The 25,004-nt window shown below is 43.3% G+C and carries 27 protein-coding genes and 1 riboswitch; of the genes, 8 read left to right on the top strand and 19 right to left on the bottom strand.

All coding sequences use genetic code 11. The annotated features are described in order from the left end of the window. Positions 1 to 161: 161 nt before the first annotated feature. Positions 162 to 764, bottom strand: a complete 603-nt coding sequence (wrbA, locus tag BW944_RS08380; RefSeq protein WP_076558639.1) for an NAD(P)H:quinone oxidoreductase — start codon at positions 762 to 764, stop codon at positions 162 to 164. Between the two features lie 122 nt (positions 765 to 886). Further along, complete coding sequence (locus BW944_RS08375; RefSeq protein ID WP_076558637.1) at positions 887 to 1,102, bottom strand: hypothetical protein; 216 nt, start codon at positions 1,100 to 1,102, stop codon at positions 887 to 889. Positions 1,103 to 1,253: 151 nt separating this feature from the next. Between BW944_RS08375 and BW944_RS08370 the strand changes: the two genes are divergently transcribed. Further along, positions 1,254 to 2,120: a cation diffusion facilitator family transporter gene (locus BW944_RS08370; protein ID WP_076558634.1), complete on the top strand. Its 867-nt coding sequence runs from the start codon at positions 1,254 to 1,256 to the stop codon at positions 2,118 to 2,120. On the opposite strand, the gene BW944_RS08365 is transcribed toward BW944_RS08370, so the two are convergent. Beyond that, a complete protein-coding gene (locus tag BW944_RS08365; RefSeq protein WP_076558632.1) occupies positions 2,117 to 2,413 on the bottom strand; it encodes an AzlD domain-containing protein in 297 nt (98 codons plus the stop codon). The genes BW944_RS08370 and BW944_RS08365 overlap by 4 nt on opposite strands. Continuing rightward, the gene (locus tag BW944_RS08360; RefSeq protein ID WP_076558630.1) at positions 2,410 to 3,147 is read right to left on the bottom strand and encodes an AzlC family ABC transporter permease; all 738 of its coding nucleotides are present in this window, start codon (positions 3,145 to 3,147) and stop codon (positions 2,410 to 2,412) included. The genes BW944_RS08365 and BW944_RS08360 overlap by 4 nt, the downstream gene beginning before the upstream one ends. Before the next feature lie 191 nt (positions 3,148 to 3,338). Between BW944_RS08360 and nhaC the strand changes: the two genes are divergently transcribed. Together nhaC and BW944_RS08350 are read left to right on the top strand one after the other, a co-directional pair. Further along, a complete protein-coding gene (gene nhaC / locus BW944_RS08355; protein WP_076558628.1) occupies positions 3,339 to 4,733 on the top strand; it encodes a Na+/H+ antiporter NhaC in 1,395 nt (464 codons plus the stop codon). 144 nt (positions 4,734 to 4,877) lie between these two features. Continuing rightward, positions 4,878 to 5,078, top strand: coding sequence for a cold-shock protein (locus BW944_RS08350; RefSeq protein ID WP_076558625.1), 201 nt, complete (start codon positions 4,878 to 4,880; stop codon positions 5,076 to 5,078). Between the two features lie 224 nt (positions 5,079 to 5,302). Here BW944_RS08350 and map read toward each other — a convergent pair whose 3' ends face one another. Then, the gene (map, locus tag BW944_RS08345) at positions 5,303 to 6,055 is read right to left on the bottom strand and encodes a type I methionyl aminopeptidase (RefSeq protein WP_076558623.1); all 753 of its coding nucleotides are present in this window, start codon (positions 6,053 to 6,055) and stop codon (positions 5,303 to 5,305) included. 265 nt (positions 6,056 to 6,320) lie between these two features. Between map and BW944_RS08340 the strand changes: the two genes are divergently transcribed. The 3 genes from BW944_RS08340 (at position 6,321) to BW944_RS08330 (ending at position 9,658) form a co-directional block, all read left to right on the top strand. Continuing rightward, the gene (locus BW944_RS08340; RefSeq protein ID WP_076558621.1) at positions 6,321 to 7,043 is read left to right on the top strand and encodes an ABC transporter ATP-binding protein; all 723 of its coding nucleotides are present in this window, start codon (positions 6,321 to 6,323) and stop codon (positions 7,041 to 7,043) included. Continuing rightward, positions 7,036 to 8,667 carry a putative ABC transporter permease subunit gene (locus BW944_RS08335; RefSeq protein ID WP_076558619.1) on the top strand — a complete coding sequence of 544 codons (1,632 nt, stop codon included), beginning with the start codon at positions 7,036 to 7,038 and terminating at the stop codon, positions 8,665 to 8,667. Before BW944_RS08340 ends, BW944_RS08335 begins: the two co-directional genes overlap by 8 nt. 100 nt (positions 8,668 to 8,767) lie before the next feature. Beyond that, on the top strand, positions 8,768 to 9,658 hold the full coding sequence (locus BW944_RS08330) for a DMT family transporter (protein WP_076558616.1): 891 nt from the start codon (positions 8,768 to 8,770) through the stop codon (positions 9,656 to 9,658). A 77-nt stretch (positions 9,659 to 9,735) separates the two neighbouring features. Here the strand turns inward: BW944_RS08330 and BW944_RS08325 are convergent, their stop codons facing one another. Next, positions 9,736 to 10,494: a (S)-benzoin forming benzil reductase gene (locus BW944_RS08325; RefSeq protein ID WP_076558614.1), complete on the bottom strand. Its 759-nt coding sequence runs from the start codon at positions 10,492 to 10,494 to the stop codon at positions 9,736 to 9,738. A gap of 78 nt (positions 10,495 to 10,572) precedes the next feature. Between BW944_RS08325 and BW944_RS08320 the strand changes: the two genes are divergently transcribed. Continuing rightward, positions 10,573 to 11,205 carry a YczE/YyaS/YitT family protein gene (locus BW944_RS08320; protein ID WP_076558612.1) on the top strand — a complete coding sequence of 211 codons (633 nt, stop codon included), beginning with the start codon at positions 10,573 to 10,575 and terminating at the stop codon, positions 11,203 to 11,205. Positions 11,206 to 11,250: 45 nt separating this feature from the next. Here the strand turns inward: BW944_RS08320 and BW944_RS08315 are convergent, their stop codons facing one another. The 5 genes from BW944_RS08315 to BW944_RS08295 all read right to left on the bottom strand — a co-directional run bounded on the left by BW944_RS08315 (position 11,251) and on the right by BW944_RS08295 (position 14,787). Next, on the bottom strand, positions 11,251 to 11,694 hold the full coding sequence (locus tag BW944_RS08315) for a hypothetical protein (protein ID WP_076558610.1): 444 nt from the start codon (positions 11,692 to 11,694) through the stop codon (positions 11,251 to 11,253). Positions 11,695 to 11,734: 40 nt separating this feature from the next. Next, positions 11,735 to 12,619 carry a D-amino-acid transaminase gene (gene dat / locus BW944_RS08310; RefSeq protein ID WP_076558608.1) on the bottom strand — a complete coding sequence of 295 codons (885 nt, stop codon included), beginning with the start codon at positions 12,617 to 12,619 and terminating at the stop codon, positions 11,735 to 11,737. Positions 12,620 to 12,730: 111 nt separating this feature from the next. Then, positions 12,731 to 13,357, bottom strand: coding sequence for a queuosine precursor transporter (locus BW944_RS08305; protein ID WP_076558606.1), 627 nt, complete (start codon positions 13,355 to 13,357; stop codon positions 12,731 to 12,733). 43 nt (positions 13,358 to 13,400) lie between these two features. Further along, a complete protein-coding gene (gene queF, locus BW944_RS08300; RefSeq protein ID WP_407690082.1) occupies positions 13,401 to 13,892 on the bottom strand; it encodes a preQ(1) synthase in 492 nt (163 codons plus the stop codon). Positions 13,893 to 13,954: 62 nt separating this feature from the next. Further along, a riboswitch (PreQ1 riboswitch) is annotated at positions 13,955 to 14,001 on the bottom strand. A 327-nt stretch (positions 14,002 to 14,328) separates the two neighbouring features. Beyond that, positions 14,329 to 14,787 (bottom strand): hypothetical protein, encoded by a 459-nt coding sequence (locus BW944_RS08295; protein WP_076558603.1) that lies wholly within the window; start codon positions 14,785 to 14,787, stop codon positions 14,329 to 14,331. A 327-nt stretch (positions 14,788 to 15,114) separates the two neighbouring features. Between BW944_RS08295 and BW944_RS08290 the strand changes: the two genes are divergently transcribed. Then, positions 15,115 to 15,837 carry an SDR family oxidoreductase gene (locus BW944_RS08290; protein ID WP_076558601.1) on the top strand — a complete coding sequence of 241 codons (723 nt, stop codon included), beginning with the start codon at positions 15,115 to 15,117 and terminating at the stop codon, positions 15,835 to 15,837. A gap of 169 nt (positions 15,838 to 16,006) precedes the next feature. On the opposite strand, the gene BW944_RS08285 is transcribed toward BW944_RS08290, so the two are convergent. From BW944_RS08285 to BW944_RS08250, 8 genes are all read right to left on the bottom strand, one after another. Continuing rightward, positions 16,007 to 17,221 carry an anti-sigma factor domain-containing protein gene (locus BW944_RS08285; protein ID WP_076558599.1) on the bottom strand — a complete coding sequence of 405 codons (1,215 nt, stop codon included), beginning with the start codon at positions 17,219 to 17,221 and terminating at the stop codon, positions 16,007 to 16,009. Beyond that, on the bottom strand, positions 17,218 to 17,955 hold the full coding sequence (gene sigI, locus BW944_RS08280; RefSeq protein WP_076558597.1) for an RNA polymerase sigma-I factor: 738 nt from the start codon (positions 17,953 to 17,955) through the stop codon (positions 17,218 to 17,220). Before sigI ends, BW944_RS08285 begins: the two co-directional genes overlap by 4 nt. A gap of 222 nt (positions 17,956 to 18,177) precedes the next feature. After that, positions 18,178 to 18,978, bottom strand: coding sequence for a S1C family serine protease (locus BW944_RS08275; RefSeq protein WP_076558596.1), 801 nt, complete (start codon positions 18,976 to 18,978; stop codon positions 18,178 to 18,180). A 344-nt stretch (positions 18,979 to 19,322) separates the two neighbouring features. Then, entirely contained in the window at positions 19,323 to 20,153 is an 831-nt protein-coding gene (locus tag BW944_RS08270) for an aldo/keto reductase (protein WP_076558595.1), read from the bottom strand. Positions 20,154 to 20,167: 14 nt separating this feature from the next. After that, entirely contained in the window at positions 20,168 to 20,512 is a 345-nt protein-coding gene (locus BW944_RS08265; protein WP_076558594.1) for an LIM domain-containing protein, read from the bottom strand. Beyond that, on the bottom strand, positions 20,509 to 21,588 hold the full coding sequence (locus tag BW944_RS08260; protein ID WP_076558592.1) for an undecaprenyldiphospho-muramoylpentapeptide beta-N-acetylglucosaminyltransferase: 1,080 nt from the start codon (positions 21,586 to 21,588) through the stop codon (positions 20,509 to 20,511). The genes BW944_RS08265 and BW944_RS08260 overlap by 4 nt, the downstream gene beginning before the upstream one ends. A gap of 208 nt (positions 21,589 to 21,796) precedes the next feature. Further along, positions 21,797 to 23,227: an aldehyde dehydrogenase family protein gene (locus BW944_RS08255; protein WP_076558590.1), complete on the bottom strand. Its 1,431-nt coding sequence runs from the start codon at positions 23,225 to 23,227 to the stop codon at positions 21,797 to 21,799. A gap of 368 nt (positions 23,228 to 23,595) precedes the next feature. Then, the gene (locus BW944_RS08250; protein WP_234983159.1) at positions 23,596 to 24,729 is read right to left on the bottom strand and encodes a NupC/NupG family nucleoside CNT transporter; all 1,134 of its coding nucleotides are present in this window, start codon (positions 24,727 to 24,729) and stop codon (positions 23,596 to 23,598) included. Positions 24,730 to 25,004 lie beyond the last annotated feature (275 nt).

Raw genomic sequence — 25,004 nt, 5'->3', positions numbered from 1 at the left:
AGGATTACCCCCTCAACTCTTTTTTCCATTATGCAAGAAAACGAAAGATTTAGCAACAATTTTCTGAATATTTAATTATATTATATTATACCCGCATACACTTCCTTAAAACATAATAAAGCCGACAGAATGAAAAATATCTTCTGCCGGCTTTTTTCGTATTATTGATTCAATTTCGTCGCCACTTCCAAAGTACGTTTTGCCTGGTGACGTACAGCACCTTCTACATCTTCTTTCATATTTCCTTCTCCATCAACGCTCACACTCGTACCGTAAGGGTTCCCGCCTGCTGCGAAGATCGCATCATCGGAATACCCTGGCGAAACGACAATCGCTCCCCAGTGATACATCGTCGTGTAAATATTGAGAATCGTCGCTTCCTGTCCGCCGTGAGGGTTTTGGGCAGAGGACATAGCACTTACTACCTTATCGATCAGTTTACCCTGTGCCCATAATCCACCAGCCATATCGAAGTATTGCTTCATTTGAGCCGGAACGTTACCGAATCTGGTCGGTGAACTGAAGATGATTGCATCTGCCCACTCAAGATCTTCCACCTTGGCTTCCGGTACTTCGTCCTTCGTAGCTTCGAAGTGCTCTTTCCACGCAGGGTTCTGCTCAATCGCTTCCATTGGAGCAAGTTCAGGAGCACGTACAAGTTTCACCTCTGCACCTTGTTTTTCCGCTTCTTCTTTGGCCCATTTCGCCATCTTGTAGTTCGTACCGGTAGAACTGTAATAAATAACCGCTAATTTCGTTGTCATAAATAAATCCTCCTTGAATCCATTCACTTATTTTAAATTTCTTAAGTTGACTCTAAGAATCATTATATACTCTTAATAAATAAATCTCAAATTAAAATAACTCGATACCGAAATATTTTGGATTACACAATCGAAAGCTCATTTCTCATATCATACGTCCAGAAACAGTTCGTCCAGCCTTTTTCCACAGTAAGCTCTACAAATGACTCGACTTCTGTGCCGTAAAAACGTAGTATAGCCTTCTCAACCTCTTCCCAGTCCTCGACATAAACATCCAAACACTTTTCGAATTTCATGCCCTCGACTTCTCCTTCAATGACGATCGTTTCTCTCATCATTAAAGATCCCTCCCTCTTCTTCCATATAAATACCCGGAATAATAGACGGTTAATCTTTCATTCCGGATCCGGGTTACTATTTATCGTTTCCGATTAGCTTGAAAACCGTATATTTGCTATGATGAAAAGACGGTAAGGAGAGACATATCCGATGGAAAATAATCTACAAAAAAAAGCAGAGCTTGGTGCCTGGGTCAGCATCATTGCATATCTCATACTAGCAGTGGTCAAACTTATTATAGCCGAAATAGGCGATTCCGATGCACTGCGAGCAGACGGCTTGAACAATACGACTGACATCATCGCTTCTCTTGCAGTTCTTATAGGGTTACGTATTTCAAAGAAACCTCCCGACAGCGACCATCATTACGGTCACTCAAAAGCAGAAACGATTTCTTCGCTCATCGCCGCTTTCATTATGGTTACAATCGGGGTAGAAGTACTGCTCGGTGCAGGGGAAACAATCGTCAACCGGGAATTCAATGAGCCTTCGATGCTCACCGGCTGGACAGCTATTGTCGCGGCCTTCCTCATGTACGGGGTCTATCGCTTCAACTTGAGGCTATCCAGACAAACGAAAAGCCGCGCTTTGTTCGCGGCGGCTCAAGATAATCGTTCGGATGCGCTTGTGAGTATAGGGGCAGCGATAGGTATTTTCGGTACCATATCAGGTGTTCTCTGGCTCGATCCTGCCGCAGCTATTGCCGTAGGAATCGTTATTCTGAAAACCGCATGGGACATTTTCACAGACGCTACCCACCTTTTGACAGACGGTTTCGATGAAGAAGAACTCTTTGAGATCAAAGCTACCATCCGGACACACCCCGAGGTGAAAAAAGTCGAAGATGTCAAAGCTAGATTGCAGGGAAATGAAACACTTGTCGATGCCACCATTCTGGTAGCACCGGAAATCACGGTACAACAGGCTCACGATATTACAGACGAAATAGAAATACTTCTGGAGAAAAATCATCATATTTCTTACGCCCATATCCATACCGAGCCTTATCACGGCTAAATTCCGTTCAATAGTAACACAGTAATAATAGCGATCAATACGCTTACCATAATAGGGGCACGGAGCCATGCTGTAACAACAGCTGCCGCTCCCCCTGCCAGACCTATCCACGGCTTCCCTTCGATCACTGTAAATATACCAGGTACAATGAGAGCGCCGAGCGCTGCATAAGGTATAGCAGCAAGCCATCTTCTTCCCCAGTTCGGCAGATTCAACCGATCCATGATGAACACCGGAACAATCCTCGGCAGGAGGGTAACGATACTCATTCCTGCAATCGCCCACAATATCATTCTTCCCCCTCCTCTTCTTCCGGTAATACGAATATTCCGGCAAAACCGCCCAGAATCGTTCCTGCAACAATGGCCCAGCCTGAAGTGAGTCCTGCCCACTGAGCTATAGTATTGATTCCCATCGCTGCAACAGCAATAACCATCACCGCAAACGAGTTTTTAAAGGAAGGAATCAGCAGTCCGATGAACATGGCATAAAGAGCAATCCCCATACTATCACTGAGTGCAGAAGGCATTACATTTCCGAGCAGCCCACCTACTAACGAGCCGACTACCCACGAACTATACGCCGCGAGCATAATGCCTCCGTAAAACCAGAAAGCATGAGCTTCTTTCGCCTCTTTTTTATAAATAGATGAAATCGCAAACGTCTCATCTGTAAGCAGAAATGTGAGGGGGAGTTGTTTCTTTCTCTCGTGCCCCTTCATCTGATTCACAAATGACAGACTCATAACGAAGTGACGGAAATTCAGCACAAACACCGCTATGATAATTTCAGCTGCCGTTACCCCTGCCGCAACCATGGAAACACCGAGAAATTGAGCTGCACCCGCAAATACTGCGACGCTCATAAACGTCAATTCAAACAACGAGAGGCCTGACTGATAAGCAAGCACCCCGTAAGTCAAAGCGATCGGTATATAACCGAGAACAATAGGGGATCCTGCCGCGAGTCCTCTTTTGAACATATCGGATTTCCCGGGCATAAGAACAGTTTCATTATATGTATCCATCCTACCCCTCCTTTTTACAGGGAAAATTTCCTACTATTATACACGAAAGAAAATATTTCGACATGAGAAAGAATTAACTTTTCCCGTTGACATCTCTGGTATGCTGCTCTATAGTAACACCATATTCTTCATTACATAAAAGCGTTCAAGCGAAAAAGTTACGTCCATTTTAAAAAAGGAGGAGCTCCCTCATGCTTCATTTGCAACCCAAGAAATTGCCTGGTCTGGCAGAATCCGTCACCATGCTCTTATTTGTAATCGCCGTCATAAGTTTCTTTATAATCGGACTCCAAAGCAGTCCTCACACTCCTATTCTCATAGGTATACTCATTCTGATTGCTTATGGATTAACGAAAAAATTCACGTTTGATCAACTTCAACATGGAATGATTCAAGGAGCACAGTCAGGAATGGCCGCTGTGCTGTTATTTTTCATCATCGGCATTCTGATTGCCAGCTGGATGGCAAGCGGTACGATTCCTGCCCTGATGGACATAGCTTTTTCACTGACAGGCGGACCGTGGCTCTTTGCTCTTGTGTTTGCTATCACCTCCATCACCGGAGTCGCCCTTGGCAGCTCCTTCACGACCGCCGCGACAGTAGGGGTAGCATTTATAGGAGTAGCCCAGTCCATGGATCTTTCAATGGCGATTATGGCCGGGGCGATTGTTTCCGGAGCTTTCTTCGGAGATAAGATGTCCCCCTTATCAGATACGACGAATTTGGCCTCGACAGTAGTAAAAGTGGATTTGTTCGAGCATATAAAAAATATGATGTGGACGACCATTCCCGCTTTTCTCCTGACATTTGTCCTGTTCGCACTTCTCTCTCCGGGAGCCAATCAGGAAGCGGCCCTCTCCTCTTTTGAGGAAGGTCTGATAGAAACCGGTCTGATTCATTGGAGTTCCTGGATTCCGCTGATCGTTCTCGTGTTTTTCACCGTTACAAAACGACCAGCATTCATTTCTCTCTCCGTGACGAGCATTACCGCCACGATTATTGCGGGGCTGCGCGGTACGATGGGATGGGGTGCACTGTTCGGCTCCTGGTTCAACGGATTCCAAATAGAATCGCAAAATGAAGCCGTAACGGAAATGCTTTCACGCGGCGGAATGAATGGAATGTTCTTTACTATTTCCATCGTCATTCTCGCTCTCACTCTCGGTGGGCTTCTATTTATAACAGGAATCATACCGAGCATTCTTCAGAACCTTCAGAAAGGGTTACAAACAGCACGGTCAGCGACGCTAGCCACCGCTTTTACAGCAATCGGTATCAATATTTCCGTAGGAGAGCAATACTTGTCCATCCTCCTGACCGGAGAAGCTTTCCAGGATGTTTATGATAAAGTAGGACTGGCGAAAAAGAACCTCTCCCGTACGCTCGAGGATGCAGGGACTGTCATCAACCCTCTCGTACCGTGGAGTGTCTGCGGGGTCTTCCTCTCGGGTGTCCTCGGAGTTCCGGTGCTTGAGTACTTGCCATTCGCTTTTTTCTGTCTCCTCTCTCCTTTACTAACCATATTTTATGGTTTCACTGGGAAGACATTGACAAAAAAGTCTGAAACAAAAGCTGAAGCTTCCTGACTTACAGGAATCTCAGCTTTTGTTTTTATCAAATTTCCATAAACATACATTTTTTCTGAAAAAACAAAAAATAGCCATTCCTATTTAACGCATAAAATGGTAAAATTATTACCATCAACGTTACGCGAAAAAGGAGGACAGCTTATGACCAGAGGGCGTGTAAAATGGTTCAGCGACGACAGAGGGTTCGGCTTCCTTGAAACAGAAGAAGAAGAGGAGGAGATTTTCGTTCACTTTTCTGCCATCAACGAAGAAGGGTACAAAACACTCAAACAGGGTCAATATGTCACATTTGAAATAGAAGAAGGTAGACGGGGGCCTCAAGCGGCCAATGTCCAAAAATAACTGCTGAGCAAGCAGTTTTCTTTTTTCACTACGGAAGTCTCTCATCGTTTCATTTCCTGCGGGAGTCACTGCCTTTCTCTTCTTACCATCAAGGAATCCCCACTACACGTTCACAGTACTTGGATGATAACGTAAAAAACGCCCGGACAGACCCCTTCGAAGAAAAAATTCCTCGTAGCATGGACTACCCGAACGTCGGATGGTTCTATTTATTTTTCCTGACTCTATTCTTCCTGCTCCGTCAGAATGAGCGGGCCATCTTTAGTGATTGCGATCGTATGCTCATATTGCGCTGAAAGGGAACCGTCGACCGTTCTCGCCGTCCACTGGTTATCATCCATTCTGCTCTGCCACGGGCCAATATTGATCATCGGTTCAATAGTGATGACCATCCCTTCTTTCAAACGGGAACCTTTCCCAGGTTCACCGAAATGAGGAATATAAGGGTCTTCATGAATCGATTCACCAATACCGTGACCCGTGAATTCTCTGACCACTGAATACCCCTCTCCTTCTGCATAGGTTTGGATGGCGTGACCGATATCCCCGATCCGATTACCGACCTGGGAGGCTTCAATTCCTTTGTAAAGGGCTGTCTTCGAAGCGTCCATCAACTTACGAGCTTCCTCACTGATTGTGCCGACAGAGTGCGTCCAGGCAGAATCCGCAAGAAACCCATTCAGATTGACGACCATATCCACTGTGACGATATCTCCATCTTCAAGCTTTTCTTTCCTTGGGAACCCGTGACAAATTTCATCATTAATGCTGGCACACGTCGTGAATTCATAGCCCTGGTAGCCTTTTTGCTCTCCTGTAGCTCCGTGTTTTTTCAGATACCGCTCTACGAATTGTTCAATCTCCATAGTCGTCACTCCCGGTTTGATGAAGGAGCGCAACTCTTTATGAACAGAAGCGAGGAGTGTGCCCGCTTCTTTCATCTTCTCGATTTCTCTTTTGCTTTTCCGCTTAATCATAGTTCTCATCCTTTCTTCGTCCACTCTCTATCATTCTTTTTTTGTTTTGAACAATTATTCCATTACTTATATTATAATATCAAGGCTTGAATTGAAACCATCACACACTGAATTCGTATAATATTAAAGCTCTGCTAAACCTGCTTTTGATTTTTTGAGCGTTCCAGGCGGACGATTTCCGCAAACAGCACTGGAATCGTCACCTTTCTCTTTTTCACATCCATAAACATCTACAGAGCCTATACCAATCAAAAAGGAGCTTTCCATGATCGAATTAAGCGAAGTAACCAAAACCTATGCTGGCAAAACAGTTGTTCATCATCTGGATCTTCAAATACAACCGGGTAAAATATTTGGATTCCTTGGTCCGAACGGCGCAGGTAAATCCACGACCATTAAAATGATGACCGGCATCCTTCCCATGGATGAAGGTCACATCACCATCAACGGGAAAGATATTGAAAAAGAACCTTTGGAGACGAAACTTCAGTTCGGTTACGTTCCGGATAAGTCGGACTCTTTTCTTCGGTTAAAAGGTATTGAATATCTGAATTTTATCGCAGATATATATGATGTAAGCGAAGAAAAACGGAAAGATAGAATAGAATACTATGCGAAATTACTTGATTTGGACGAAGCACTTCATGACCAGATACATACATATTCTCATGGAATGAGACAAAAAACAGTTCTTTGTGGTGTTCTCATACATCAACCGGACGTATGGATTTTGGATGAACCGTTGACGGGGCTCGATCCAAAATCAGCCCATGTCTTAAAGCAATTGATGAGGGAACAAGCGGATGCCGGAAAGATCGTGTTTTTTTCTTCACACGTACTTGAAGTCGTGGAACAACTATGTGATGAAGTGGCTATCATTGACCAGGGCTCCCTCCGTTTTCAGGGGGAAATGCATGAACTGAAAGAAGAATTCCAAGAAGGTAAAAATCTCGAAAGTCTGTTTTTGGAGCTGACCGGGCATGCGTAAAACTTATATCCTTATGGAAATCATTATAAAAATGGAGTTCTTCCGAAAAGAAAAAGGGAACGGCATGAGGGGACTCGGGTTTATACTTGCCATTCCGTTAGCAATCATTTTTTACAACTTGATTTATGCATTATTCAAAGACACATTTACTACGCTTTCTGCTACTGGCAATGAAGCAGGGCTGCTCGGCATCATTTTTCTCATGGCCACCACCCTGATAATCGTCACCACTTTCGTTCCTGCCATCAGCTCATTTTACCTGTCAGAAAATGTGGAGTCTTACCTGCCATTACCCCTCAGGTCATATCAGATCATGCTCGGGAAAGCTGCTTCTCCCTTAATAACAGCCTACTTTTGGAACCTTTTCGTCACCGCTCCTTTTCTGTTTATGTATATGCTTCAAGCGGGTAGCGGTGCTTTCTTCTTCCTTTTCGCTATCATCATCTGGGTGCTTTTCCCGGTTCTGCCATTTCTTTTTGTGACCTCTTTTCTCATGTTCATCATGCGTTTTATCAACATTTCAAAATATAAAGACCGCGCGAAAGCACTCGGAGGATTTTTTTCATTGGCTTTCGTATTGTTCATCAATATCATGATACGACAAAATGACGAAGGTCCTAATGAAGATGTGCTTACTCCCATGCTCAAAGAAGGAGGATTGCTTTCCTGGGTCACCGCTTACGTTCCAAATGCAAAACTTGCTGCCATGGCCCTTGCAGATCCGTTCAGCACCGGAGGAACACTTGCTTTGACAGGTTTTTTACTACTGACAACTGGTGGAGTATTACTGTTTCTCTATTTCAGCGAAACACTTTATTTCAAAGGGGTCCGTGGTCTCTCAAGCGGGGTCCGTTCCTCTCTAAAGACCCGGAAAAAACAGACGGGAAAACAAAAAAGCATCCTAATTTCCATCTTTTGGAGAGATATCAAAACGATCGTACGTACACCCGTTTTCTTCACACAGATTCTCGGACATCAGTTCTTCGCTCCTTTGTTTCTACTCGTATTACTGTTTCTCGACTCAAGCAGCTCCTTTTCCGCCTGGAGCGACGGGGCGGGTGAACTGCAAGCCAATACGACCCTCGCCCTGATGCTGGCTTTTTCAGCTGTCATCGGAGCTACTAGCACTTCAGCTACAAGTGCCTTTTCGAGAGATGGGAAATCGCTCTTGGATTTTCGCTATTTCCCTATCACCTTCTCGGAACTCCTGAAAAGCAAAATTGCAGTAGCCTGGAGCGTGCCTTCATTCGCGCTCACTCTGTTCGGTATCATACTCGGTGTTATGCTTCCGTTATCTTTTCCTTTATGGGGCAGTTGGCTTCTGCTTTCGTATATGATTCTTCTTGTCACTTCTGTGATTGGAGTAGGTCTTGATATGAATGAGCCTAAACTCGGATGGTCGAATGAAGAGGAAGTGTTCCAGCATCGTTTCATCAATCTCTTTCTTCTATTCCTGAGCGCTCTGGTAATCGCACCCGTGCTCATCCTTGTATGGCAGCTTCCCGGCATGCAACCTCTCCTGGTATCTGTTCCGTTTTTGTTTTCAGTATTGGCCCTGTATCTGTTCATCGGTCAACGAACATTAACAAGAAAGATCGTTCCTTCGTTTGTTAAGAAATATTGATACGTGAAGACGAATGCAATTCCCTTTCCAATTCCCCCTTTTTGTACTAGGATAGTAAAAGTGATTTTTTTGAAAGGATAAGGGAAGAGGAGGGAATTCCATGTCTGACCGTAATAAAGGCATATTTCTACTTTTGATATCCGCTCTCGGTTTTTCAATGATGGGAGCCTTTGTCAAACTATCGGGAGATGTCCCGACCATACAGAAAGCATTTTTCCGTAATATCGTTGCAGCTCTCCTGACACTCGGCGTCGTACTTTGGCACAAAGAGCGACTGTTCGGCAAAAAAGAAAACCAGAAATTGCTGATGTCCCGCTCAGCCCTCGGTGCTGTAGGGATAGTACTGAACTTTTACGCCATCGATAATCTCGTCCTTTCCGATGCTGAAATGTTGAATAAATTGAGCCCGTTTATCCTGATTATTTTTTCAGCGCTCTTTCTGAAAGAACACGCCAGAAGATATCAGGTTATCTCGATTCTCATCGCATTCATCGGAACCCTGTTCATAATACAGCCTGAGTTTTCGGTGGAGATCTTCCCCTATATCGTAGGTGTGCTTGGAGCTGTTTTCGCAGCTGGTGCTTATACTATGCTCCGTGTACTCGGGAATAAAGAAAAGTACTATACCGTCGTTTTTTATTTTTCGTTTTTCACTACTGTTCTGTTGCTACCATTCACGGTGCTTTTCTATGAACCGATGAGTGCGACCCAGTGGACGTTCCTGTTGCTTGCCGGCGTCTTCGCCACTGTGGGACAGTTCGGGGTAACGCTAGCTTATAAATTCGCTCCGGCGAGTGAGATATCGATATTCTTTTATTCCACAGTCGTTTATTCGGCACTGCTCAGTATCCTTCTGTTCGATCAGATCCCTACTCTCCTCAGTGTCATCGGTTATGTGATTATATTCAGTGCTTCTTTTTATATGTTCCTGAAAAACAATCATTTAGATAAAAAAAGAGTGCAACAGGAAGCCAGAGTCAAATCTTCCTGAAGCAAATCAGCGCCCCTATAAAAATATCCGCAGTTTCTACGTACTGCGGATATTTTATATACTGTTTACTCTCACCCTTAATATTTATCGATATAATCATAAAGTTTATATACTTCTCCGTTTTGAATCGATTCGTGAGCCAGGAGTTTTTTCAGTACATCTGCCACCCGGTCGGGAGAGGTAAGCTGTCCTTTTTCTTTCAATTCCCTGAACTTCTCTACATCAGCAAACGATTCCTTGGAAGCGGACCGTATTTCTTCCTGCATGGATGTATCCATGACCCCGGGGCTGAAAGCAAAGATCGTATGCCCATTCCCTTCCTGTTCTTTAGCGGTAACTGCAGTGAAACGATTGATAGCCGCTTTTCCGGCACTATAAACACTCCATCCTTCAATCGTTTTTTCTGCAGCTCCTGAGGTTATATTCACTAAGGTCAGTGGCACCTCCCATTCATTTGAAAGACCGAGCATATAATTCGAGAGCAATATAGGTACAGAAACATTCAACCGGACGTGTCGATCCACTGATGGTATATCGAGCCGTCCTACTTGTTCTATAGGCTCCACCATACCTGCATTATTGATGACAGTAAGCGAATCGACATTTTCTCTCTGCAGAAAGTTATGGACAGCCGCGAGTGTGTTATTCGTTTCAGCTTCATCCGTAAGATCACACTCATAATGATGATAAGACACATTACGATCCGAAGCTGTCTTCTCCAACGATTTATTGAACGTGCGTGAAATACCTATCACACCTGCCCCTTCTTCCATCCATCGCTTCGCTGCTGACTCTCCAAGGCCTTTGGAGTCACCGGTAATAATAACAAAATCCATATATTTCTCCTCCTCTTTTCTTTACAATTATTCTTCAAATAAGTATGCTATTATCAGCTCATATTAAAGGAGTCGTCTATGGTCTACTTGTCTTTGACACTTATATATTTAGCAGGTCTGCTCGTTTCGAGCCTGGGTCTCGCTCTCATCATCAAATCCAACCTTGGTGCTGGCCCTGGTGACAGTATCGCCGTAGGGTTATCGTATCACACCCCTATTACGGTGGGTACTTTTATGATTATTGCGTTCACCATCCTTGTTATTGTGAACGCGATTGTAGAGAAAAAACGTCCTCAATACGAATCACTGATCCCAAGCATTATAAGGGGTCGTACATTAGATATTTTCCTTTATGGCTCTTTGGAAAACGTAAATCCTGATACCTGGTATTCACAGGGAGGCATTTTCGCTCTCGGAATTTTGGCGACAGCCATCGGTATCTCCTTTTATTTACGTACACCGTTACCAAGAATCCCTCTCGATCATTTCATGATGGTCATGAACACAAAAACAAAACAATCAAAAGGTATCGTTCGAAATGTTATGGAAGGGGTAATGGCATTAGCCGGATATCTACTCGGCGGCCCTGTAGGGATAGGTACAGTCCTGGTGGTGTTCTTACTTGGACCGCTCATTCAATGGACCTTCCCTTTGGCCCGTCCAGTTGCATTTTTATGGTTAGACAAACAAAAAGCAAGGGACTCAGAATAATTTCTGTCCCTTGCTTTTTTATCTTAATGGAATGCTTCTCTTTCATTAATCATCCCACGTAAGCGCCCACAAGCCGTTCTTTTCGAGTTTCTCTTCTACACTTTTTTCGATCTCGATCTGTTTCCCCACCTCTTCTTCAGAAAGGGGGCGGTTCAGGATCTCTTCCCCGAACGCATCAATCATTTCTTTCTGGCTCAGTTTTTCGATAAGCTGATCCCAGAAACTATGCTCATCATATTCCTGAACGACATTTTCCATAAGATCATTTTCCCTGTCCTGGGTCAGTTCGTAAACATCCGCAAATGACTGGTATTCTACTTCCCCCTGCGGATCGGCACTATGATACGTAGATAGTACAAGGTTGCGTACCTCTTCGAATTCCTCGTCGAGTTCCTGCTTTGGATAATTAACCATCCACGTCGACAAAAACATCGACGCTACCATCGTACGCAGCTGTTCTTTCGTGACTTCTATCGTGTAATAACTCACTTCATCCCCTCCTCGGCGCTTGAAATTATACTGGTTGTTGTCACGCTTGCTCTTTCGAAAAAATGGATGCCCCCGAGGGGATATGGGCGTCTTTTTCATACAATCGTTGCAACTCCCTCGTTATTTTTCCGGGTTCCCCATCTCCGACACTCACCGTATCGACTTTCAGAATCGGAAGGATTTCAGCCGTAGTGCTTGTTGCAAACATTTCATCCGCATAGGAAATATCTTCGACCTGAAAAGCTTCCTCGATAAACGGAATCTCTTTTTCCTTGCATAATTCCTGGATTTTCATCCGGACACATCCACCCAGTATCCGCTTAGTTGCCGGATGGGTGTATACTTTCCCGTCCCGGACCAGATATATGTTGGAAGAACTTCCTTCCGTCACCATACCCTCTTTGTACAGAATCGCTTCTTTGGCACCGTGTTCTTTCGCATGTTGCTTAGCCAGAACATTCGGAAGGAGATTCAGGCTTTTTATATAACACCACTCCCACCTGATATCTTCCAGGGTGACAGTAGCTACTCCTTCTCTCATCGATTCCAGGTCCCGTTCAAAATCCTTAACATAAGCATATAAATTAGACGAAACGTTCAGAGGGAACTCGTGACTTCTTGGAGCCGATCCTCTTGTAAGCTGCAAATACAGTTTGGCATCTTTGGCTACGCTGTTCTTCTCGAGGAGTTCACTCAAATACTCGTGCATTTCTGTTTTCGAGAAAGGAACTTCGATCTTAATCGCTTCTGCCGATCGGAAAAGACGATCGACATGCTCATTCAAAAGGTGATAATTTCCCTGGTAGATACGGATGACTTCATAGACACCATCCCCGAATTGTAGCCCCCTCTCTTCGAAAGGATAGCTCAACTCATTCTGCTGCATAAACCCTTTTTCCGTTAATATCAAATCATAAAGACTCATATCTTTTCCCTCCTGAATACGCTAGTTGTATCTTCGAGTGTAACAGAAGCATAGACGATGCAGATAGCTGATTTTGAATTTCGACTCTCTGGCTGTTGTAATGTTTATGAATCAGGCAGCTTTTTCATCCACTAGAGAATGATTCTTCCTTGCTGATTTGACGAGGATATAAGTAATCGGGGTATCTACGATAGCTACTATCAGTTTGAAGACATACTGCGTTCCAATCATACCCAACAGAACGGAGAAAGGTACAGTACCGGCAAAAGCGATCGCTATGAAAATTATAGTGTCGACGAACTGACTGCTCATCGTGGAGACATTATTCCTGACCCATAATTTCTTTGCGCCATGTCTTTTTTTCAACCTATGGAACAATGATACATCAAGATGCTGACTCACCAGATAAGAGAGAAGACTGGCTACCATGACACGAAAACTCCCACCGAGAATCGTCGAAAATTCTTCCTGCGCTTCAAAAAAGGGAGCAGCAGGGAGTTCAATCGCAATGAAAATGAAAAAGAGAACGACTAACTGGGTGAAAAAACCCGCCTGGACCGTTTGCTTTGCAGCTTCTTTCCCATACACCTCACCGATGACATCTGTAATGATATACGTTACTACGTATACGATCACGGCTGCAGGAAGTACGAACTCTCCGACACTGAACAATTTGACCCCCAGAATATTTGATACTACCAACAACCCTACGAATAGTGCATTTAAATACACGAACATGAAATCTCTCCCCACCTGGAACTTTGCTGTTTTTTTGAAGTTTTTACCTGTTATCGACTTTTTCCGGATACATATCGTGATTCATCATACGAAAATCAGCCATCTCTTCGTATTTCGTGCCCGGTTTTCCATAATTACAGAATGGATCTATCGAAATCCCGCCCCTAGGGGTGAATTTCCCTAATACTTCAATATAACGTGGTTCCATCAGTTCAATCAGATCATTCATGATAATATTCATACTGTCCTCGTGGAAATCCCCATGATTTCGAAAGCTGAACAGATATAGTTTCAGTGACTTACTTTCCACCATTTTTTCATCAGGAATATATTTGATATAGACCGTACCGAAATCAGGCTGATTCGTCTTTGGACAGAGTGTAGTGAACTCCGGGCAATTCAGCTTTACAAAATAATCCCTATGAACATGCTTATTATCAAATGACTCCAACACGTCCGGATTATAATCAAAAGAATAGTGCGTTTCCTGACTTCCAAGCAGCGACAGGTCTTTCAGTTCATTTTCACGTCCCATTATTATTTCTCCTTTATTATCAATTAAAAAAACCATATCCTAAGGGGATATGGCATGCGTCATATACCTTAGTTTTTTTAAGAGGGTTGAAGCTAAGAACCTCTGCCGTCAAAACGGCTTATCTGATTACCGAATCAAGTATATCACTGCTTTTGTCCCTGTCAATATATTTTCGCTGCTTCCTTTCTCTGCTCCCTCTCCCCCTCTACCGGGGCTAGGCGCAGCTAAAGGAAAGCTGTACTTTAACGAAAAACACTTCTAAAGCCTGTTGTTGATTTTGGAACGAAGGGTAGATACGCCTGCGGAATGAGCATGGAAGGAAAATCACCCGTATCGACCAAGAGGAAGATGCGGGAAGTTTCCGCCATGCCCGCGGCAAGCTTCCACCCGTAGAGATAAAAATCAACAATGAACGATAGCAAAGCCTAACGAAAAACTAAAAAGGGAGCGACCAGATGATATGTACGGCTAACACATATACGAGTTGTATTCCGGCTACAAATAACATTGAAATCGGCAGCAGTGTTTCTTTCCCGAACACTTTTCCTGAAGACAAACGCATCACTACAATGCCGGAGATAGCTATTATATAATAGAAAAGAAACCATACCCATCCATTATCGGTATTGGCACTAAGACCGATTTCATAAGCTACAGCTATCATGATCCAGCTGCAAAGGAATGCTACAGTACCTATGTAGACCCACGGCCGTGTATTATCTTTCATCCACGCCGCAATGGCAAAAGAAAGGGTTAATACACCCAGAACTTCGCTTATAATCACAAATACTCTTTGAACAGTATCTGTATTCATCGTCACCACACTAAGAAATATAAATAGACCGAATAATGATACACCAGTAATAACCAGCCATAGCCAGTTTTTCTCTTTCATTTGCAAACCTCTCCCTACCATACAAACTTCATTCATTATAGCACAGAAAATCCGACGATTTCCTTAGTTTTCTTCCCTAATCTCTTCTGACTTCAAACGTATATTTAACCATCTATGATATTCTATGTATAAAGAAAGAACTTTTGCTTGACGTTTGCTCCAAACAGATATTTTTGCAACAATCGACGGTAGGAGCACAGATTTTTTTCCGAGAAATCAATCATCACCGACGTTTGCTATAGTTATAACTTTCCAGAAATACATTTGTTCAATACTTACCTTAAAATAATTCAAATTCAGAAACTTATTAAATAGGAGGATTCCTCAATGAATAATGAAACAGTAGTAATCACCGGTGCATCAAGGGGTATTGGAAGAGCAGCCGCTTTTCATTTTGCAAAAGCTGGAGCTAACCTGACGATTATCGGAAGTTCGGAAGAAATTCATGAAACGAAAAAAGCCCTTGAAGAAGCCGGATTTCCTAATGTAGTCGCGCTGACAAGAGATGTGACGATCGAGGGGGAAATGGAACAGGCCATCCATTCCACTATAAACACTTATGGCCGAATCGACGTACTAATCAATAATGCCGGTGTCGGAAAGTTTCAGGCGATTGAAGATGTAACACTGGAAGAATGGAAGAAAACATTCGAGATCAATGTCCAGGGAGTCTTCCTAGCCACGAAGTCCGTCCTGCCTCAAATGAAAAAACAGAAATCGGGCACGATTCTGACCGTAGCTTCTGATGTTTCCCGCTACACTATTCCGGAAAACGGTGCGCTTTATACTTCCACGAAATACGCGGTGCAGGGATTCATGGGTTCTATTTCCCAGGAATTGAAGCCTTTCGGGATACGTGTTGGAACTATAAACCCGGGCATGACAGACACTTATTTTGCAGGAAGCAGACAGGGAGAGGAAAAGAAAAAAGATTGGCTTAAAGCTGATGATGTAGCTGCAGGTCTTCTGCATATGGCTTCCGCTCCTAAACACATGCAAATTGATGAAATGCATATACATCCAATGGTACAGGATTACCCTCGTCCATAGCGCCTCTCAGATTCGCTTGGTAAAAAGACGAGAGTGAGGCTTAAACTCCCCACTCTGGCAAAACAAAAGTTTAATAGCGTCAATAAGAAAAGACCGGACCCCGGAGACTGAATCCAGTTCTTCCGCGTCCGGTTTTTTATGGATAATCATTATAATGGACAATCAGAAATCACTCAGGGAAAGGACCTTTTCCTTTACCTTTGTTGCCTTTTTTGCCTTTGTTATCTTTGTTAGCTCTATTGTCTTTATCGTCCGTAGATTCATTTTTTGCGTTGCCGGAACGATTCTCTTTCTTTTTGTTACTGGGATGAGTCTCCTTCTCCTTGACGGATGGAGAACCTACACCGTTATTTCCGGGATGTGCTTTTCCTTTGTTCTTCGGGTGCTCCGTTCCTTTATCAGGAGGACCTTCTCCTTCGTTGCCTGAAGCGTTGCTGTTAGTGATGCGGGGGGAATGATCGTTGACTTGCTTATCTTTTCGATGATTTTTTTGTTTAGCAGCAGGTTCAGAGGTTGATGATTTCTTCTCTTCGCCGGATGATATACTCTCTTCCGGTTTGTTTACGCTTTCGCTTCGCTCAAGGCTTCCTGGGGTAGTCTTCTCCAGCTTAGAAGTTGTTTTATCGGTGGTGTCTTTTTCCTCATCTTGAGGAGAATCACTATTTTTCTCTTCTTTTTCTTCCGACTGGAAAAATGTCTCGAGCATTTTTCTGGCATCGGCCTCGAGTTCAACAGCTTCCCGGTCGTCCGTGAGACGTTGATTTACTATGGCATGAACCGATTCACCCGCTTTTTCAGCCTCTTCTTTCCATTCATAAGGTATAGCATAAGCAGCTATCTGAAATGAGTCTTCTTTCTGATCAAAGAATCCCTGTAATTGTTTTATGATATCAAGATTCCCCTGACCGGAAAGGTAAGACACTCCTACTAGAGCGTTTTCTCCATTTGAAACCATTCCTTCCTCTTTCACTGCTTCAAATAATTGCGAAGTGACATCCGTCAATGGCTCTCCTTGCCATTCCCCGAAATTCTTCAATAATGATTCAGCGTCTTCGTTCAGAGCTTCAACTGATATAACTTCCATATCCTGATTAACTTTCGCTTCGAAACTCGGGTTTATATCTATACTCACATAGGCATATGCTTTGTTATCATCATGCCAGAAATAAGCCGGAAAAAGACTTATGATAATTATGATTGCAATAGTCACAGCGCTCATATTTTTATAAGAGGAGAGACTGAAAGAAGATGCAGGTTTTGGTTCAAAGGATACTTCGTCACCGATTTCCGCTCCCGAGATTTTTTGAGCTTTGACAAACTCCCCTTTCCCTGTCATCACGATCGTCGAGCGGAAGTTATGTTTCAGGATCACACCTTTCCTCACACCTTCACCTCCTTTAAATATTCTTTCAGATACACATATTCGCCGGACAAAATAAGCACGAGAGCAATAATGTATTTTCTATTCCTCTCTAATGTTTTTTTGCTTACAGAAACTTTTCCATTTAAATCTTTAATAGGAAGTCGCCCTTTCTGAAGGACTTTTGAACATAACTCATCGTCCTCATAAATGATTCGGGCTACTTGAACCGCTGATTCTCTGGCGTCTCTGTGCTTAGGGGCCGATTCTGTAATCTCTTCAAAGGTAAGACGAAATTTCCGTAGTTGCGACTGCAACTCACGTATTTCTTCTTTGCGATACCAGCTTTCTGTTTCTTCAAGGAACTTCTCACGCGAAAGTTTTATTTCAGCCGGATTTTCCATCTGTTCTTCGTTTTCATATGTTTCATCAAGCGAAGTAACCGATACATGAGATTTTTGCTGACGAATATAGTCAATGATCCTTCTTTTGATGATCAATTTTGCGAACGAGAGAAACGCTGCTCCCTTATCTGTCGCATAGGAATCGATAGCATCATTGAAAGCAATAAGACCAATGCTGAATTCATCATCCTGACTCGGGTTTATATACCTCTTGCATACCTCTGAAGCACATTTAGCAACGAAAGGTTGATATTGGGAAATCAGGTCCTCCCTTGCTTCTTTATCTCCTTGCTGAGCAGCAATCACTTGAGTGTGCAGGGTGGTGTCTTCTTTTTTTAACAGACGTCTGATCAACCCTTTTCACCCCCGGCTATTAAATAATTTTCGTTGAATACGACGTTTTTATGGTGGTCCTCTCTGAAATTATTTCATGAAGATTACAGAAACGTATCACCTATGCAAAGTGTGTAAGGATAGTGTTTTCCATAACACAACTATTGTACTGAACAGAAAGGGTGATGACGAGTACATAGTGATTACATTTTTTTAAATTACGATTGCAAAAAACACTACATTTTACTTATTAACGTCATGGAAATGATTGATTGGTACTGCTAAACCAACCTTTCCATTTTCATCTGTATTCAACGTAGCGAACACTACCCCTATCACCTCACCGTCCTCGTTGATGACCGGGCTCCCGGAATTCCCCCGGTATACAGGAGCATCGAGGACCATCACTTTCTCTTCCCAGGAATCCAAACTTCTTTCTCCAATAACTTCTCCCTCGTTCGCTATTCTAATAAAACGAAGAGGATTACCGATGAATGTAATTGGTGGTCTTTCTTCAATCTCAGCCTTATCCGCCAGGTCGAGATGTGGAAGACCCTGCTCCTCGACTTCAAGAACAGCCAAATCAATAGCTTCGTACTCTTCCACCACCTCAGCCGCATAGAGTCCTTGTTCCTCGAAGGAGACCGAAATTCTTTCTCCCCCCTCTATAACGTGATGATTGGTAAGTATTTTCCCGTCACTTGTATAAGAGAAGCCCGTTCCCTTACTTTGGCCTGCTTCCACTACAACTACCGATTCTTTATACTCGCGAACATCTTCATTGGTATACAATTTGGCCGATGTAATCAGGAAATCGATGGCGGGGATAGAGAATGTCTGAGGAATGGCACTCATAACACTGAAAAACATAAAAAATGCCACAAGGCCGATAAGCCACTTTGGAAATGGGCGTTTTTCTTCTTCAGGTTCTGTCTGTTTCATTCGAGATTTCTTTCTTTCTTCTTCGATAATATCTAAGATTTCTTCTTCATCAAGATCTTCTTTAAGATCCTCATCCATCTGATTTCGATCCTTCTTATCCATCGACTCACCTCATTTCTATCTTCAATTTTACCATCAACTCGGAATTTTAGACATACACAAACATTTCCCGGGAAATCTTCACTTTCTATTAACGACCCTCCCACTAATGAAGGGAGGAAAGAAGGATCACAATCAAATCGGCTTTACGAGTGAAAGATTGAAACAGGCTTCCCGGGTCTCTTCGGAATCGATTCGGCTGATTGTTGAGTTCATGCTCCTCAAACAGGCTTCCCACCTTTCATTCCTCAAGTCACCCAAACGCTTTTAACGGAGCCGAATTTAAAATATGTGGACTAGCCCGCAGGTTAGCCCACATATTTCTTATTCCACTATTTGTTTGTTATTTAAGATTCGTCATATGGGAAATCATCTGGATGCTTACTTTGACGTTCGTTACGGTTCATTTCATCCATTTCATTCATATCTTCAGGGCTGAGCTCAAAGTCAAAAACTTCCATGTTTTCTTTCTGACGCTTCCTTTTCGTGGATTTCGGAATCGTGATGATGCCGTGTTGTAGTTCCCAGCGAATAATGATTTGAGCCGGGGTCTTCTTATGCTTTTCCGACAGGGATTGAAGGACAGGAGAATCAAAATATCTGGCTCTCCCAAGCGGAGCCCACGCTTCAACTTTAATATCCTTTTTAGCGCAGTAATCTACAAGTTCTTTCTGATAGAGACGCGGATGAAATTCCACCTGGTCAACGACCGGAGTTATTTCTGCTGTTTCCAGGAGCTGATCCAGGTGATGCTCCTGGAAATTACACACACCGATCGCCCTTACCCTTCCATGTTTATACAAGTCTTCCAGCGCACGCCACGTATCCTGGAATTTCCCGGGAACCGGCCAGTGAATCAGATACAAGTCGATATAGTCGAGCTGCAGTTTTTCCAGACTGCGTTCAAAAGCAATCAGTGTTTCTGCATAACCTTGTTCATCGTTCCACACTTTTGTAGTGATGAAAATCTCTTCTCTTGGAACCTCTGACTCACGAATCGCCTCGCCCACCTCTTTTTCATTTTCATAAAAAGAAGCTGTGTCAATATGACGATATCCGAGTTCAAGAGCTGTCATGACAGTTTCTTTCGTGTCCGCTTCCTCAACCTTATAGACTCCAAGCCCTAGTTGTGGGATCTTAACCCCGTTTGAAAGTGTAAGTGTCGATGCTGCGTTCATGTATTCTCACTCCTCTAGCGTTTATTTTCCAAAAATGCAGGTAGTTGACGTTCGAACCTCAAGTAAGATAAAACTCTCATGATGGAAGGATAAAGAGAAAGCACACCAAGAAGATTTCCAACCGCACCGAGAGTGGTAGTCATGAGAAAAAAAATAGCTACTACAAGCATTATTACTGAAACTACTGTATTCGGGATATTATTCAGCGGTTTCTCGTTGTTGCCTATCGTCTCTACTTCCTGAGCAGCCAAATTGTAACATCGATAGTGGTAAGGTCTAATACTCAACCACTTCGAAGCAGTAACGAGTTCGTCTCGGTCACGAATCGGTTTGTTACAGTAATGACAGGCATGAGTCATCGCTGATCCCTTCCTTTTTCATAACGTTCCAATAATTCAATTACATGCTCTTTCGATTTCTCTACCTCATATTTTTTCATTCGATCTCTGAGATTATCCTGATCCTCATCAAGTCTTCTTATTGCTTCAAGAAACGACTCTCCTGTTACCTGTTCCTCCTCGAGAGTGTGAGCAAACCCCTGACGTTCAAAAGACTGGGAATTAAGGATCTGATCCCCTCTGCTCACTCTCCTTGAAAGAGGGATAAGAAGCATCGGTTTTTCAAGTGCCACGAACTCAAAAATAGCATTTGAACCGGCTCTCGAGACAACAAGATCTGAAAACTCAAGCAAATCCTTCAGTTCATCTGTCACATACTCATACTGGACATACCCTTTTTCGCTATAGCTTTCATCTTTATGACCTTTCCCACATAAATGGATGATATTATACTTTTTCAATAACTCTTCAAGATTGGTACGTATAGCTTCGTTTATTTTTCCGGATCCTGAACTGCCTCCCATGACGAGAAGTACCGGTTTGTCCTCACGAAAACCCGTGAGAAGCTTTGCTTTAGCAACGTCGCCCCGGAAAAGTTCATCACGGATGACAGCCCCTATATATTCCGACTTTTTCTCCGGAACGTGCTCCAGCGTCTCCGGAAATGTGGTAAGTATTCTGTCTGCAAAAGGGAAAGACAGTTTATTCGCAAGTCCGGGCGTATAATCCGATTCATGGATGAGTACAGGAATCCGAGCCAACTTCGCAGCAATGACTACAGGCACACTGACAAAACCTCCTTTGGAGAAAATGACACCAGGTTTTCTTTTTCTCAGAATAGACAAAGCCTGGATGATGCCTTTGGCCACTTTGAACGGGTCTTTTATGTTTTCTTTCGACATATACCTCCGCAGTTTCCCCGTAGAGATACCGTAATAGTTCACTTTCTCCATCTCTTCAATCAAATCTTTCTCTATTCCTTCATAGGAGCCTATGTAATCCACTTCGTACCCTTTTTCCTGAAAAGAAGGGATGAGTGCCGTATTCACGATGACATGACCGGCTGTCCCTCCGCCGGTAAATAAAATTCTTTTCATCGATATCTTTCCTTTCCACTGCTGAGTTGATAATGATCATTTCCCCCATCTTATCTCACTTGGAAGAGGAATAACAGAAGAAGATATCTTCCCCTCTATTGATACAATTCTTGCTCGTCTACAAAGCACATAAAAGCCAACAATAATATCATACTACAAAGGAAGCTGCCTGATACTATAGACAGCTTCCTCCGGTTCAGTATTCATTTCAGGACGGATCGCTCAGGTTCATTACAATCAAACGCTCCTCCGTCATATCTTCGATGGTGTATTTAGGACCCTCTTTGCCCCATCCACTGTTTTTTACACCACCGTATGGCATCAGATCGACCCTGTACTGAGAAGAATCATTGACCATAAAGCCACCGATCTGTACATTCTTAGCAGCGTAAAAAGCAGTGTCGACGTCCTGAGTAAAAATTCCTCCTTGAAGGCCATACTTCGATTTATTGACTTCCCTGATTCCTTCCTTGATATCGGAGAAAGGCAAAATACACACGACAGGTGCAAAAACCTCTTCACTTACGACTTTCATCGACTCATCAACATTCGTAAGCACTGTCGGTTCAAGCAGGGCACCTTCTCTGTTTCCGCCGTGACTCACTTTTGCCCCTTCTGATTTCGCCTCTTCAATCCATGCGAGAGCACCTTCCGCTTCCTCATCGCCAATCATAGGACCAACGTCGGTTTCGGAATCATTCGGGTCTCCAACATTCAGTTTTTTGATGGCTTCTATAAATTTCTCTTCAAACGCTGTGCGAACCTCTTCATGAACATACAAACGTTGAACGGAAATACATGTCTGCCCCGCAAATGCAAAGCTTTTAGCAGCAGTATTTTCCGCAGCCTTGTCTATATTTGCGTGTTTGTCGATAATCACCGGCGAATTATTACCTAGTTCCAAAATCAGTTTATTCATTCCAGTGTTCTGTTTCAGCTTCATGCCCACTTCTGTACTCCCGGTAAAAGTATAGAGCGCTATCCTTTCATCTTCCATCATCTGATTCCCTACTGTCGCACCGGAGCCGACCACAACGTTGAAAAAACCTTTCGGAAGTCCAGCTTCATGAAACAACGCAGCAAGTTTCAAAGCTGTAAGAGGTGTTTTACTGGCAGGCTTAAGTACCACGGCGTTCCCCGCTGCAATCGCCGGGGCGATTTTGTGGCAAACAAGATTTAGCGGAAAGTTGAAAGGGCTGATCGCCCCTACTACTCCTGCAGGAACTCTGATTGTAAATGCCATTCTATTCTCAGAACCTGGTGCTGCTTCCACCGGTACTCCTTCACCATTGATGCGTTTGGCTTCCTCCGCTGACAGTTCGATCGTCTGGATAGCACGATCGATTTCAGTCCTGGCTTGTTTGAGGGGTTTACCAGCTTCTTTGGTAATCATTTTTGCGAATTCTTCTTTCTTTTTCCGTAGCAGGTCACTCACCCGTTTCAATATCTCAAAACGCTCATATGGCGATAAAGCCCCTTCCTGAAAAGCTTCATCCGCAGCCGTAACAGCATCACCCACTTCCTGTTCAGAAGCTTTGTGCACTAATGCGAAGGGCTTCTGTGTGTATTTATCCAGCACCTCTGCCTGAGAATCTGTCTCTTTCCATTCACCATTGATATATAACTTGAATTCTTCCATCATTCCACTCCTTTTCAAGTAGACTTCTTCATTTCTATATTTCCTGAACGTTTGGAGTGTAAACAACTGGTGATTTTAAGCTATTCAACTAATAAGAAAGTCCATCGGCTTTAACAGAGACGTTCATGCAAAGATATTTGCACCATGATACATGAAAATTTTCGGGCTCTGTTAGTATTCGAGTTTGATAGGGTGGATATAGAGAAAGGCGGCGACTCCGTCGCGACCTCGGGCAGCTGAAGACCCCGCAGGGAAACGAGGAGGCTGAAGCGTTGCCCGTGGAAAGCGTCCGCCTGAATATATATTTTCAGGGTAGCCAATAAAAAATAAGATCCGACTGTTCGTTGACAGTCGGATCTTACTCTGTTTTAAAGAAATAGACCAGCCATTGTACCGGAAAGGATAGAGCCTAGTGTAGCACCTACGAGAAGCTTCATACCGAAACTTGAAACTTCTGCACCTTTTTTCGCGTCGATTCCCTGTACAGTACCAGCAATGATACCGATAGAAGAGAAGTTTGCGAAACTTGTAAGGAAGACCGTTACGACACCGACAGTTTTGTCTGAAACCTGACCAAGCATCTCCTGGAACTGAAGCATTGCTACGAATTCGTTCGTGATGATCTTCGTACCCATGATCGATCCCGCTTCAACAACTTCAGAAGCTGGAATCCCCATCAGAATACCGATCGGAGCGAGAACGTAACCCAAAATCTGCTGCAAGGTTACTCCTGCAAAGATTCCTGAGATTACAAAGTTCACGAGCTCAAGGGAAGCTATGAATGCAATAAGCATCGCTGCAACGATGAGGGCGATTTTACCACCATCGAGAGCACCGTTACCCATAGCTTCAAAAATACTCTTGGATTGCGAAACATCCTGTATATCTACGTGGTCTTCTTCTTTCGGAACTTTCACCGGAGCGATGATTGAAGCGACAATCAAAGCACTGAACATATTTAGCGGAAGTGCCACAAGAACGAATTGTTCAGGCAAAATGTTCAGATAAGCACCCACAATTGAAGCGGAGACAGAACCCATCGCCGAAGCACTTACGATATAAAGACGATTATTGTTCAAATGCTTGAACTGAGACTTGATGGCAATGATAGCCTCAGATTGGCCGAAGAATATACTGTTCACTGCGTTGAACGATTCCACTTTCGGCAGACGAGTGATGAACGATAGTCCAAGTCCCAGATATTTGATGATAAATGGCAGCACTTTCAAGTGCGTAAGTACAGAAAGGATAGTGGAGAAGAATACAATCAACAGTAACACGTTGAAGAAGAATACAGATCCTCCCTCTTCTACAGCTACTCCACCTAAAATGAAGTTGACACCTTCTGTTCCGAACTCGATCAATTTATTGAAAACAGCAGAGACTCCCTTGATAATCTGTTCTCCCCATGGAGTGACGAACATGAAGAACGTCGTGAATAATTGAGCCAAAAGCATGACTCCTACACCGATAAAGTTGATGTTCTTCTTATCATTGGACATGAGAAAGGCGATTCCGATAACGACAACAATGGCTAATAAGCCCAATAGAATACTGACCACGTAAACTTCCCCCTTGATAGTTTATAGGTTATAATGAAAACACTTTCATACAACGCTTTCAAATAGAATTGTATCAGGTTGTCAGACGTCATGCAAGAAAGAAATGAATAGAAAAAATATTCTAATATCGTCTCTCATAACGCTTGTCATATTAGGATAATTAAATTTTCACAGTCTTTTTCTCCGTGGCTCTGTTAAAGCCTATTGTTGATTTT

It is taken from the genome of Salimicrobium flavidum (genome assembly GCF_900156645.1).
Taxonomy (GTDB): Bacteria; Bacillota; Bacilli; order Bacillales; family Halobacillaceae; genus Salimicrobium; species Salimicrobium flavidum.
The sequence above is the reverse complement of the archived record's forward strand: the minus strand, read 5'-3'. Positions and strand labels throughout refer to the sequence as shown.

Bases quoted from the DNA above. Each gene is read 5' to 3' on its own strand.
- wrbA (WP_076558639.1), bottom strand. From the start codon at position 764: ATGACAACGAAATTAGCGGTTATTTATTACAGTTCTACCGGTACGAAC.
- BW944_RS08375 (WP_076558637.1), bottom strand. From the start codon at position 1,102: ATGATGAGAGAAACGATCGTCATTGAAGGAGAAGTCGAGGGCATGAAA.
- BW944_RS08370 (WP_076558634.1), top strand. From the start codon at position 1,254: ATGGAAAATAATCTACAAAAAAAAGCAGAGCTTGGTGCCTGGGTCAGC.
- BW944_RS08365 (WP_076558632.1), bottom strand. From the start codon at position 2,413: ATGATATTGTGGGCGATTGCAGGAATGAGTATCGTTACCCTCCTGCCG.
- BW944_RS08360 (WP_076558630.1), bottom strand. From the start codon at position 3,147: ATGGATACATATAATGAAACTGTTCTTATGCCCGGGAAATCCGATATG.
- nhaC (WP_076558628.1), top strand. From the start codon at position 3,339: ATGCTTCATTTGCAACCCAAGAAATTGCCTGGTCTGGCAGAATCCGTC.
- BW944_RS08350 (WP_076558625.1), top strand. From the start codon at position 4,878: ATGACCAGAGGGCGTGTAAAATGGTTCAGCGACGACAGAGGGTTCGGC.
- map (WP_076558623.1), bottom strand. From the start codon at position 6,055: ATGATTAAGCGGAAAAGCAAAAGAGAAATCGAGAAGATGAAAGAAGCG.
- BW944_RS08340 (WP_076558621.1), top strand. From the start codon at position 6,321: ATGATCGAATTAAGCGAAGTAACCAAAACCTATGCTGGCAAAACAGTT.
- BW944_RS08335 (WP_076558619.1), top strand. From the start codon at position 7,036: ATGCGTAAAACTTATATCCTTATGGAAATCATTATAAAAATGGAGTTC.
- BW944_RS08330 (WP_076558616.1), top strand. From the start codon at position 8,768: ATGTCTGACCGTAATAAAGGCATATTTCTACTTTTGATATCCGCTCTC.
- BW944_RS08325 (WP_076558614.1), bottom strand. From the start codon at position 10,494: ATGGATTTTGTTATTATTACCGGTGACTCCAAAGGCCTTGGAGAGTCA.
- BW944_RS08320 (WP_076558612.1), top strand. From the start codon at position 10,573: ATGGTCTACTTGTCTTTGACACTTATATATTTAGCAGGTCTGCTCGTT.
- dat (WP_076558608.1), bottom strand. From the start codon at position 12,619: ATGAGTCTTTATGATTTGATATTAACGGAAAAAGGGTTTATGCAGCAG.
- BW944_RS08305 (WP_076558606.1), bottom strand. From the start codon at position 13,357: ATGTTCGTGTATTTAAATGCACTATTCGTAGGGTTGTTGGTAGTATCA.
- queF (WP_407690082.1), bottom strand. From the start codon at position 13,892: ATGGGACGTGAAAATGAACTGAAAGACCTGTCGCTGCTTGGAAGTCAG.
- BW944_RS08295 (WP_076558603.1), bottom strand. From the start codon at position 14,787: ATGAAAGAGAAAAACTGGCTATGGCTGGTTATTACTGGTGTATCATTA.
- BW944_RS08290 (WP_076558601.1), top strand. From the start codon at position 15,115: ATGAATAATGAAACAGTAGTAATCACCGGTGCATCAAGGGGTATTGGA.
- BW944_RS08275 (WP_076558596.1), bottom strand. From the start codon at position 18,978: ATGGATAAGAAGGATCGAAATCAGATGGATGAGGATCTTAAAGAAGAT.
- BW944_RS08270 (WP_076558595.1), bottom strand. From the start codon at position 20,153: ATGAACGCAGCATCGACACTTACACTTTCAAACGGGGTTAAGATCCCA.
- BW944_RS08265 (WP_076558594.1), bottom strand. From the start codon at position 20,512: ATGACTCATGCCTGTCATTACTGTAACAAACCGATTCGTGACCGAGAC.
- BW944_RS08260 (WP_076558592.1), bottom strand. From the start codon at position 21,588: ATGAAAAGAATTTTATTTACCGGCGGAGGGACAGCCGGTCATGTCATC.
- BW944_RS08255 (WP_076558590.1), bottom strand. From the start codon at position 23,227: ATGGAAGAATTCAAGTTATATATCAATGGTGAATGGAAAGAGACAGAT.
- BW944_RS08250 (WP_234983159.1), bottom strand. From the start codon at position 24,729: ATGTCCAATGATAAGAAGAACATCAACTTTATCGGTGTAGGAGTCATG.